Source organism: Nostoc sp., from assembly GCF_036917355.1.
In the GTDB taxonomy this organism is placed as follows: Bacteria; Cyanobacteriota; Cyanobacteriia; order Cyanobacteriales; family Nostocaceae; genus Nostoc.
In genome coordinates, this window is the sequence record NZ_JBALDP010000033.1 from 1 (window position 1) to 11,084 (window position 11,084).

General features: G+C 44.1%; 9 protein-coding genes and 1 pseudogene. 6 read left to right on the forward strand and 4 right to left on the reverse strand.

Features of this window, described 5'->3' with window-relative positions:
• From V7K53_RS09515 to V7K53_RS09530, 4 genes and pseudogenes are all read left to right on the forward strand, one after another.
• Positions 1-126 (forward strand): annotated as a pseudogene (locus tag V7K53_RS09515) (photosystem II D2 protein (photosystem q(a) protein)); the annotation flags it as partial.
• Positions 110-1,501, forward strand: coding sequence for a photosystem II reaction center protein CP43 (gene psbC, locus V7K53_RS09520; RefSeq protein ID WP_292810597.1), 1,392 nt, complete (start codon positions 110-112; stop codon positions 1,499-1,501). The pseudogene V7K53_RS09515 and the gene psbC, both read left to right, overlap by 17 nt.
• Before the next feature lie 125 nt (positions 1,502-1,626).
• Positions 1,627-1,812, forward strand: coding sequence for a PCP reductase family protein (locus V7K53_RS09525; RefSeq protein WP_335189672.1), 186 nt, complete (start codon positions 1,627-1,629; stop codon positions 1,810-1,812).
• Positions 1,813-1,833: 21 nt separating this feature from the next.
• Positions 1,834-2,478, forward strand: a complete 645-nt coding sequence (locus tag V7K53_RS09530; RefSeq protein ID WP_335197282.1) for a Uma2 family endonuclease — start codon at positions 1,834-1,836, stop codon at positions 2,476-2,478.
• Positions 2,479-2,527: 49 nt separating this feature from the next.
• On the opposite strand, the gene V7K53_RS09535 is transcribed toward V7K53_RS09530, so the two are convergent.
• Both V7K53_RS09535 and V7K53_RS09540 read right to left on the reverse strand, forming a co-directional pair.
• A complete protein-coding gene (locus tag V7K53_RS09535) occupies positions 2,528-3,370 on the reverse strand; it encodes an SWIM zinc finger family protein (protein ID WP_335197283.1) in 843 nt (280 codons plus the stop codon).
• Positions 3,371-3,469: 99 nt separating this feature from the next.
• A complete protein-coding gene (locus V7K53_RS09540) occupies positions 3,470-6,799 on the reverse strand; it encodes a DEAD/DEAH box helicase (RefSeq protein WP_335197284.1) in 3,330 nt (1,109 codons plus the stop codon).
• Between the two features lie 143 nt (positions 6,800-6,942).
• Between V7K53_RS09540 and V7K53_RS09545 the strand changes: the two genes are divergently transcribed.
• Both V7K53_RS09545 and V7K53_RS09550 read left to right on the forward strand, forming a co-directional pair.
• Entirely contained in the window at positions 6,943-7,488 is a 546-nt protein-coding gene (locus V7K53_RS09545; RefSeq protein ID WP_335197286.1) for a GNAT family N-acetyltransferase, read from the forward strand.
• Between the two features lie 101 nt (positions 7,489-7,589).
• Positions 7,590-9,746: a polyribonucleotide nucleotidyltransferase gene (locus tag V7K53_RS09550; RefSeq protein WP_335197287.1), complete on the forward strand. Its 2,157-nt coding sequence runs from the start codon at positions 7,590-7,592 to the stop codon at positions 9,744-9,746.
• A 102-nt stretch (positions 9,747-9,848) separates the two neighbouring features.
• Here the strand turns inward: V7K53_RS09550 and V7K53_RS09555 are convergent, their stop codons facing one another.
• Positions 9,849-10,061, reverse strand: coding sequence for a type II toxin-antitoxin system HicB family antitoxin (locus V7K53_RS09555; RefSeq protein WP_335197288.1), 213 nt, complete (start codon positions 10,059-10,061; stop codon positions 9,849-9,851).
• 18 nt (positions 10,062-10,079) lie between these two features.
• Positions 10,080-11,084 (reverse strand): HEAT repeat domain-containing protein (locus V7K53_RS09560; RefSeq protein ID WP_335197289.1); only part of this gene is annotated, 1,005 nt, incomplete at its 5' end.

The window sequence follows — 11,084 nt, forward strand, 5'->3', positions numbered from 1 at the left end:
GAAACCTTCTATACCAAAAACATTTTGCTGAACGAGGGTATCCGCGCTTGGATGGCTCCTCAAGATCAACCCCACGAACAATTTGTATTCCCTGAGGAGGTATTACCACGTGGTAACGCTCTCTAATAGACCAAATATCTTAGGCGGTGCTGGACGCGACCAAGAATCCACTGGATTTGCTTGGTGGTCTGGTAACGCACGTTTAATCAACTTATCTGGTAAACTGCTGGGCGCTCACGTTGCCCACGCTGGTTTGATTGTATTCTGGGCTGGAGCGATGACTTTGTTTGAAGTCGCTCACTTTATTCCTGAAAAGCCCATGTACGAGCAGGGCTTGATCCTGTTACCTCACCTCGCCACTCAGGGCTGGGGTGTTGGTGCTGGTGGTGAAGTCATCGATACTTTCCCCTACTTTGTTGTCGGTGTACTCCACCTAATTTCCTCAGCCGTCCTTGGCTTTGGCGGTATCTATCATGCCGTTCGTGGCCCAGAAACCTTAGAAGAATATTCTTCTTTCTTTGGTTACGACTGGAAAGACAAGAACAAGATGACCAACATCATCGGGTTCCACCTGATTATTTTGGGATTCGGTGCATTGCTATTGGTAGCAAAGGCAATGTTCTTTGGTGGGTTGTATGACACCTGGGCACCAGGTGGTGGTGATGTTCGGATTATTACCAATCCGACATTGAACCCAGCAGTTATCTTCGGTTATGTAATCAAGTCTCCCTTTGGTGGCGAAGGCTGGATTGTCAGCGTTGATAACTTAGAAGATGTGGTCGGTGGTCACATTTGGATTGCCTTTATCTTAATTTCTGGTGGTATTTTCCACATTCTTACCAAGCCTTTTGCTTGGTCACGTCGTGCATCCATCTGGTCTGGTGAGGCTTATCTCTCCTACAGCTTGGGCGCTCTTTCTCTGATGGGCTTCATTGCCTCAATCTTTGTTTGGTTTAACAACACCGTTTATCCAAGCGAATTCTTTGGTCCTACTGGTCCAGAAGCTTCTCAAGCTCAGGCTTTGACCTTCTTGATTCGTGACCAACGCTTGGGTGCTAACGTCGGTTCTGCCCAAGGCCCCACAGGATTGGGTAAATACCTGATGCGTTCTCCAACTGGTGAAATCATCTTCGGTGGTGAAACCATGCGCTTCTGGGATTTCCGTGGTCCTTGGTTGGAGCCTCTACGTGGTCCCAATGGTCTTGATTTGGAAAAAATCAAGAACGATATTCAGCCTTGGCAAGCTCGTCGCGCCGCTGAATACATGACCCATGCTCCTCTGGGTTCTCTGAACTCCGTGGGTGGTGTGGCTACCGAGATTAACTCGTTCAACTACGTATCTCCTCGCGCTTGGTTGGCGACTTCTCACTTCGTACTAGGATTCTTCTTCCTAGTTGGTCACTTGTGGCACGCTGGTCGCGCACGGGCTGCTGCTGGTGGTTTTGAGAAAGGAATTAACCGCGATACTGAGCCAGTGATGTTTATGGACGACCTAGATTAGGTTGTAAAGTTTATTACATCACGGACTATTAATTTAAAGGCTCTTGCGTAAAAGCAAGGGCTTTTTTTATAGGAAAATTAGTAATCTATTAATAAAAGTGAGCGATTTGCCAAGGTAACTAATCTATGAATGATGCCAATTTTATTGATGCTTTGCGATGGACATCCGAAGCTAAGGAAAAGTTACAAAATATTCCTTTTTTTGTCCGCTCTCAAGCTAAAGCCAGAATTGAACAGCTGGCTCGTGAAGCAGGACAAGAGGTTGTGACAGATGATTTGGTAGAACAGGCTAGGCTTGAGTTTGGACAATAAAACATTCTGGAGGTCGTAACAATGACAGTCGCCAAAAATCGAGCAGACCGAGTAATGCTTTATGACATTAGCTGGGAACAGTTTGAAAATCTTCTAAAAGACTTGGGAGAGCATCGGGCAGCAAGGTTAGCTTACGATCGCACTACTTTGGAAATTATGACACCTTTACCTGAACACGAACATTACAAAGAGGTAATTAGTGATTTAGTCAAAGAAATCGCTGATGTGCTGGATTTAGACTATGAAAGTTATGGCTCGACTACTTGGAAACGAGAAAGCCGAATGGCAGGGTTAGAGTCAGATAACTGCTTCTATTTCCAGAATGAAGCTACGGTTCGGGGTAGATTGGATCTGGACTTGAGACAAGATCCACCGCCTGATTTGGCACTAGAAATTGATGTTACCAGTAAGTCTTTAAATCGTTTTCCCATTTATGCCCGCCTGGGAGTACCAGAACTCTGGTGTTATGATTCCGGTGAACTAAAGATTTACCACCTGCAAGATGGGGAATATATCGAATCAGAGAACAGTTTAATATTTCCTACTTTAGCAATCCGGGATCTGCCGAAACTAATTGAGCAAAATCGGGCAGATGGCAGACGGGCAATTCGTCGGGCAGTGCGGAAGTGGGTGAAGATTGAACTACCCGATCAACCTAATTCATAATTACTAATTACGTTAGCGTAGCGGGGCGTAGCCCATTACGAATTACGAATTACGATCGGCTTCCTCCCACATTCATCGCTGTTAAAAAAGCCTTTTGACTCACATCTCTGTAAACTGTATTTAAATACTTCATTACCACATCACTTGAAGTTGAATTTACTGCGCTTTCCTCTTCCTTTGCAAGGGGGATTGCTCCTAATACATCTAATACCGTCTCACTCGTGGACGGCGCAATCACTACCAATGATGACTCTAGTGGCTCATTATATTGCCAGAAAGAATCAATTTTTACCGAGTATTTATTATTAGGAATTGACTGTTGAATATCGGGCGTTTCTGTAGTGTTAGGTTGAATCTTGGCGCTACGTAATTGACGTAAATCGCTGATAATTTGCTCTTTGGAACGTCCGCGCAATTGAAATAGTACAAAGGGGTCTTCACTGAAGCGATCGCCTAACTGATAGTATATAGCACCAATATGTTTACAGGGATTTGCTTTATCAGGACAAGAGCATTTACTTTGGACATCACCAAGGGTAAATGGAAATATCGAAAGACCATTAGCCGTGAAGACTTCTTCTATATTTTGTGGCATTTCTCCTGCTAGTAGCTTGGCAGCAAAAATTGCCCTTTGAGACATGGTTTCAATGACATAACCCCACTGTTCATCGGTAAAGGGTTCAAGGGAAAGGGAAACTTTATAAGGTTCTACTTCACTACCTTGCACCTTAGCTAATACTTTTGCACCTTTAAATTCTATGCTCAAAATATTTCCTTGACGAGCATAATTTCTTGCCCGTTCTAAACGCTTTTTAAAACGATAGGAATCTAGCAAATCTAGCCATTGTTGTGACCACCATTCTCGACTAGCTTGTAATGTGTCATTAGTCATAATAAATTTAAGACCTTAGTAGTGTGCCACACTAATTTGGACGGTTTTGTAGTGAGCGCTTTAGCGCTAAAATCAAGGATTAAAGTCCTTATTACAAACTTATTCTGCATCATCGTCAATTACTGCACTGCGATCGAGTAGTAGTAAGTTGCGAAGTTGGTCTGTATCCATTTCGGTTAACCACTCTTCACCAGCACCTACAACTTGTTCTGCTAGTTGTTTCTTACTTTCAATCATGTCATGAATTTTTTCTTCTAAAGTGCCAGTGCAAACAAATTTATGTACTTGTACGTTGCGGGTTTGACCAATCCGAAATACTCTATCTGTAGCTTGATTTTCTACGGCTGGGTTCCACCATCTATCAAAGTGGAATACATGATTTGCTCGTGTTAAATTCAGTCCTACTCCACCTGCTTTTAGAGAAAGAATCATAATCGGTGGCCCTTGAGGATCGTGTTGGAAACGGTCGATCATTTCTTCCCTTTGTTTTTTACTGGTGCTGCCATATAAAAAGAATATTTCTTGCCCTAGCTTTTTTTCTAAATAGGGTTTAAGTAATTTACCCCACTCAGCAAATTGTGTGAAGATTAAAGCTCTATCCCCTTCTGCTAAAACTTCTTCTAACATTTCTTCTAGCCGCAGAAGTTTGGCTGAATTATGTGGCTCTAATGTCGCTTGTTTCAAGTATTGGGCTGGATGATTGCAGATTTGTTTGAGTTTGATTAGTAAAGCCAAAATCATTCCCCGACGTTGCAATCCTTCAGCAGATTCAATCTCTACTAAAGATTGTTCTACAATCTGTTGATAAAGTGCAGCTTGTTCGCCAGTTAAACCGCAAAATACGGTCATTTCTTGCTTATCTGGTAAGTCTTGAATGATGTCGCGATCGCTTTTTAATCGCCGCAGTATAAATGGTTGCACTAATGAACGTAACTGAGTTAAAGAAGCCGTATCACCATACTTTTCTATTGGCATGGCAAACCGACGCTGGAAAAATTGCTTATTGCCTAAATATCCTGGATTGAGAAAATCCAAAATAGACCAGAGTTCTTGCAGCCTATTTTCTACTGGTGTCCCCGTTAATGCAATACGAAATGTCGCTTCTAATTCTCGGACTGCTTTTGACTGCTTCGCCTCTGGGTTTTTCACATTCTGGGCTTCATCTAAAACAATTATCTGCCAAGATGCACTTTGCAATGACTTGATATCTCGATGAAGAAGCGAGTAGCTAGTAACGATTAAATCGTGCTTTTTCACTGCTTCTAAAAAGGCTTTTCCTTTTGGGCGTTTGTCACCGTGATATTGCAAAATTTTTAGACTTGGTGCAAATTTATTGACTTCCCTTTCCCAGTTGCCTAAAACCGAAGTTGGACAAACTAGCAGGGTTGGATTTTCTAGTGCATCTTGTTCTTTCAGATGTAGCAAAAAAGCAATAAACTGAATAGTTTTACCTAGTCCCATGTCGTCTGCGAGACATGCACCCAAACCCCAACGTTCCAAGAATGACAGCCAAGCAGCACCACGTTCTTGATAAGGTCGCAACTGCCCTTTAAAGCCTGCTGGTGTGGGTAAAGGTGCGATCGCTTGATTATTACTTAACGCCCCAATCAACTCTTGCAATGCCCCAGATGCCTCAAAGCTGACCACTGGTAATTTTTCTATTACCTGGGTATCGCCTGTACTGAAACGCAAGGCATCTTCTAAGGAAAGCGCCATTTGGTCTTTGCGAGTGGTAAAAAATGTTTGGGCTGTTTTGATATCTTGAGGCCGCAATTCTACCCACTCACCGTTAATTTCCACTAGCGGACTATTTAAAGCCACAAGTTTATCAAACTCGGCTTTGGAAATAGTCTGTCCGCCAATTGCCAATTGCCATTGGAAATTTAGTAGACTCTGCAACCCTAAACGTCCCTGCTTTTTCTTTGGGGTTTCGGCAGTAATTTTCAAACCCAAACGGTTCGCCCATCCTTCACGGTTCGCTAAACTGGGAGGCAAAATTACTCCCAAACCACTGTCTTCCAACCTCCAAGCTACAGCCTTGATAAACTCATAAGCTTGGATGGGGGTGAGACTAGAAGATTGGGGATATTCTGTTTCAAAACTGGGTGCGATCGCTGGATATAATCGGGAAGCTACACCCAAACCTCGCAAAAATGTTTCCTGTGGTTGGTCAATTATCCGATTTTCATAAACCAATCTTTCAACTGGATTGTTCCAAATAGTTGCCGCATCTACCAAAAACTCAGGATCGTCAGCCGCTTGCAAGAAATACGCCAATGTCCAATCTGTTTCGCCAGACTCTGGAGAACGCAGTTGAAAACAGGTACGAAATAGACTTTTAAGAGTTAATTGGTATTGTAGCGGCATAGTCCAGGCCTTTAATGCCGCTTCCAGCCTTTCCACTTCAATTGCATCTGCATTAACTATATGAGATCCACTAGTTAAGGCTGGCAACCACTGTCGCACCCCAGACGGTAAAGATGCAATCGCCTTAGCTTCAATTGGAGGTTGAGAACCCATCATTTCTCGCACTTGGGCATCTATCGTACTGTTAAGAAATCCCAAAAGTAATTCTTGAGGTTCAGCGGGGAAGTTTATATAGATTGGGCATTGGGCATTGGGCATTGGGCATGGGGCATGGTTATTTTCCTTGTCCCCTTGTCCCCTTGTCCCCTTGTCCCCTTGTCTCTCCCCAGTCCCCACTTCCTCTTGATAAGTGCGACAAACCAACGGTATATTCCCAGAAAATTTTTCTAGGCGAGTTCCATCTACAGCACTATCTAGAAGTACTCGCCACTTAGCTGCAAATGCACCATCTAATTGTCGGTCAATTGTTGGTAAAAACTTACAACGTGAGATTAAATCTAAACTCCATCGGGCAACCTGCGACCAAAAGCGTAAATCTCCACCCAAAAAAGCATCTTCCCCTTTAGCAGCATTTAGGGGAATCGCGGCGAGAAATTTTACTGCTTCACTGGGGTTGAGACAAAAACCTTCAACTCGCCACGGTTGCAAATATTGCAGGGAGTCTGTATTTTCCCCCAAGCTGGCAGAATGTACAGGGAAAATCGCTGTTGTTCCTCGATCGCTACCTTCTGGGATATAAGTTGGTAGGGCAATGATTTGAGAGTGCGTTGGCAAACTGATCTCAGGCGCACTGGCGGCTTTGCGCGATCGCCCAGTAGTAACGATCGCTTTGCCCAAAGCAGGCATCGCAACTTGGGGTTTCTGGATAAAGTTAGTAATTGCCATCTTCTGGGAAACCAACCACTCACTCAACTCAACCGATGTCATTGCCAATGGATGTGGTGGTATATCTCCAGATCCATTAGACTCGAAATTCACTCGTGGCGATCGCCAAGTTTCACCCCAAATAAATAAACAACCATTTTCATTTCTTAGTAACCAATTACAGTGTAAAATCGCCATTTGCTAACTACTCAGATTTTCCCAAAACTCTAGAATTAAAATCGCAATTATTTTACTTATTACATCTTCTCAAAAAGATTTATTGCCAAAATTTCTCATATAATAAATATTTAAGTAATTATTCCACATAAACATTGTTAATAATGAATTTTCCCCTAATTAAAATCTTAAAAAATGGGATGTTAGTGGAACTTGATTATATGCAGCCTCAAGAACACGAGGATGTAAGAGCATTACTCAATGTTGTAATTGTTGAAGGTAAAACTTATCCCCAAAAGCAACCTCTCTCTCCTACAGAATTTTCAGCTTACTGGTTAAGCAAGGATGCCTTTGTTGTCAGGACATCTGTTGTAGATCCTACACACAAGCCAAAAGAAATATTAGGGGCGTTTTATTTAAAGCCAAACTTTCCCGGTCGGTGTAGCCATATTTGCAACGCTGGTTTTATTGTACAACCTGGGTTACGCGGTCAGGGTTTAGGACGGTTCATGGGAGAGGCTATGCTTTCGATAGCAGCAAACCTGGGCTACGAAGCAGTGATGTTTAATTTGGTCTTTGAGACTAATATACCTTCAATTACACTTTGGCAGTCGTTAGGATTTGAGATTATTGGGCGAATTCCGAGTGCGGCGAAGCTAGAGAATGGGCAGGTGGTAGACGCGCTAATCTTATATCACACTTTGCGTTAAACGACTTGTCTATCTTTGTATGTACTAGAAGTCAGCCATAGGGCATAAATGTTAGGATTGCCACAGAAAGAGAATAGCGAAAGAGAAGGAAAAAAAACTGAATGGCAGAAGTTGATAAGTCAATATCCTTCGATGGAAGGGATATTCGACTGAAAGTAGGCCTATTAGCTCCCCAGGCTGGTGGGTCGGTTTTGATAGAATCAGGGGACACATCCGTTTTAGTGACGGCTACGCGATCGCAAGCCAGAGAAGGCATTGATTTTCTTCCCCTTACTGTAGATTATGAAGAAAGGCTATATGCCGCTGGTAGGATTCCCGGCGGGATCATGCGGCGCGAAGGTCGTCCACCAGAAAAAACAATTCTCACCAGCCGTCTAATAGACCGTCCCATGCGTCCCTTGTTCCCTTCATGGCTAAGGGATGACTTGCAAATTATTGCCTTAACGCTATCGATGGACGAGTTAGTTCCACCCGATGTGTTAGCAGTTACAGGCGCTTCCATTGCTACCTTGATTGCCCAGATTCCTTTTAATGGGCCAATGGCAGCAGTGCGGGTTGGTTTAGTGGGAGATGATTTCATTATTAACCCCACCTATGCAGAAACTGAAGCTGGAGATTTGGATCTGGTAGTAGCAGGTTCACCACATGGCGTGATCATGGTGGAAGCGGGAGCCAATCAGTTGCCAGAGCGAGATATTCTTGAGGCGATTGACTTTGGTTATGAAGCAGTGCGGGACTTAATTAAAGCGCAGCAAGATTTAATTGCCGAACTGGGTCTAGTAATAGTGCAAGAAGCACCACCAGAAGTAGACCAAACGCTAGAAAATTATATCCGCGATCGCGCCAACGGTCAGATTAAGAAAATCCTGTCTCAATTTAGTTTGACCAAACCCGAACGCGATGCAGCTTTAGATGTCGTCAAGGATGAAATTGCCGCGACGATTACCGAACTGCCAGAAGAAGACCCCATTCGAGTTGCTGCAACTGCAAATAAGAAGGCGCTTGGTAACACTTTTAAAGATATTACCAAACACTTCATGCGGCGACAAATCATCGAAGATAACGTCCGCGTTGATGGTCGTAAACTCGATCAAGTGCGTCCGGTTTCTTGTTTAGTTGATGTCTTACCAAAGCGAGTCCACGGCAGCGGATTATTTAACCGGGAACTAACTCAGGTATTATCCACTTGTACTCTGGGTACACCTGGGGATGCTCAAAACCTCAACGATGACATGCAGCTAGATCAGCACAAGCGTTATCTGCATCATTACAACTTCCCGCCGTTCTCAGTCGGTGAAACCAAGCCAATGCGGGCCCCAGGAAGGCGCGAAATTGGTCACGGGGCATTGGCAGAACGAGCGATAATACCTGTGCTACCGTCCAAAGAACAATTTCCCTACGTGATTCGCATCGTATCGGAAGTACTTTCCTCTAACGGTTCCACCTCAATGGGTTCAGTCTGCGGTTCCACCCTCGCCCTGATGGATGCTGGTGTACCAATTATCAAACCCGTTAGTGGCGCGGCAATGGGTCTGATTAAGGAAGGCGACGAAGTACGAGTCCTGACCGATATCCAAGGCATTGAAGACTTTTTGGGCGACATGGACTTCAAAGTTGCCGGAACGGATACCGGGATTACCGCCTTGCAAATGGATATGAAAATCTCCGGTTTGTCTTTGGAGGTTATAGCCCAAGCGGTTCACCAAGCCAAAGCAGCCCGGTTGCACATTCTGGAGAAAATGCTCGCCTGCATTGACACGCCACGGACTGAAACCTCACCTTATGCTCCACGTCTGTTAACAATCAAGATTGATTCAGACATGATTGGTTTGGTCATCGGGCCTGGAGGCAAGACTATTAAGGGTATCACAGAGGAAACTGGTGCAAAAATTGACATCGAAGATGATGGCACCGTGACAATTTCCGCTGTGGATGAGAACAAGGCCAAGAGAGCCAGAAATATCATCCAAGGCATGACCCGCAAGTTGCACGAAGGGGATGTCTATGCAGGACGCATTACTCGGATTATACCGATAGGTGCATTTGTGGAATTCTTGCCAGGAAAAGAAGGCATGATTCACATATCTCAACTAGCTGACTACCGCGTTGGCAAAGTTGAGGATGAAGTAGCGGTGGGCGATGAAGTGATTATCAAAGTGCGCGAAATTGATAACAAAGGTCGCATTAATCTCACCCGCTTGGGTATTCACCCAGATCAAGCAGCAGCAGCAAGAGAAGCAGCGGCGGTGAATCGGTAACTCGATTTGGGATTTTAGATTAGATTAAATCTAAAATCCGCGATGCCTATCGTGAAGGCATCGCCGTATGCTTCTCTAATTTGAAAAATTACGAATTACGAATTATTTTAAAGGCTTTTCTAGTGTTTTCGGCTCTGGTAGAGGTTGACCGTCAGCCAAAGATGATTCAATCAGCATTTCTAAAACTTCTTGAGCATTTTTGAAAGCTTCTTCGTAAGTATCTCCGTGAGTATGACAAAACTCTCCCCATTCAGGAAGACTCACAACAAAACACTCATCTTCATCAGACCACTGAATAATTATTGTATATTTCATATTTATTCATACACTCTTTTACTTCTCTAATTCTGCCAACTTTTGTTGAGCAAAGTTTCTCACTTGCTCATCTGGGTCATTCTCTGCTTTGTGGCGTAACAGTGGTACAGTCTGGGGATGCTGAGGATATTGCTTGATAATTATCTCCAGTGCAACCCACCGAGGGTTAGTTTCATAGTCTTGCTTACGCTCAAAAGGGTCATTGACAGCGCAGTTGTAGTAAATTTCAAACAACTCAGGCTGATATCTGAAGAATTTGCCTAATGCTTCGATGGCTGCACGCCGCACATTCCCAGAATTATCAGTGGCGCGGTCTTTCAGAATCGAGCGGGTGTCTGGATCATCTTTGAAATTGCTGGCTAATGCTTCGATGGCTGCACCTCGCACATTTCCAGAATTATCAGTGGTGCTGTCTTTCAGAATCGAGCGGGTGTCCGAGTCATCTTTGAAATTTGTGGCTAATGCTCGGATAGCTGCACTTCGCACATCCTCATGATTATCAGCAGTGGCGTGGTCTTTGAGAATCAAGCGGGTGTCCGGGTCATCTTTGAAATTCCTGGCTAATGCTTGGATGGCTGCACGTTGCACATCCCCAGAATTATCAGCAGTGGTGTGGTCTTTGAGAATCGAGCGGGTGTCCGGGTCATCTTTGAAATTCCTGGCTAATGCTTGGATGGCTGCACGTTGCACATCCCCAGAATTATCAGCAGTGGCGCGGTCTTTGAGAATCGAGCGGGTGTCCGGGTCATCTTTGAAATTCCTGGCTAATGCTTGGATGGCTGCACATTGCACATCCCCAGAATTATCAGCAGTGGCGCGGTCTTTAAGAAACGAGCGGATATCTGGGTCATCTTTGAAATTGCTGGCTAATGCTTCGATGGCAACTTGTCGTACAAACTCATGATTATCAGCAGTGACACAATCTTTGAGAAACGAGCGGATATCTGGGTCATCTTTGAAATTGCTGGCTAATGCTTCGATGGCAACTTGTCGTACAAACTCATGATTATCAGCAGTGACACA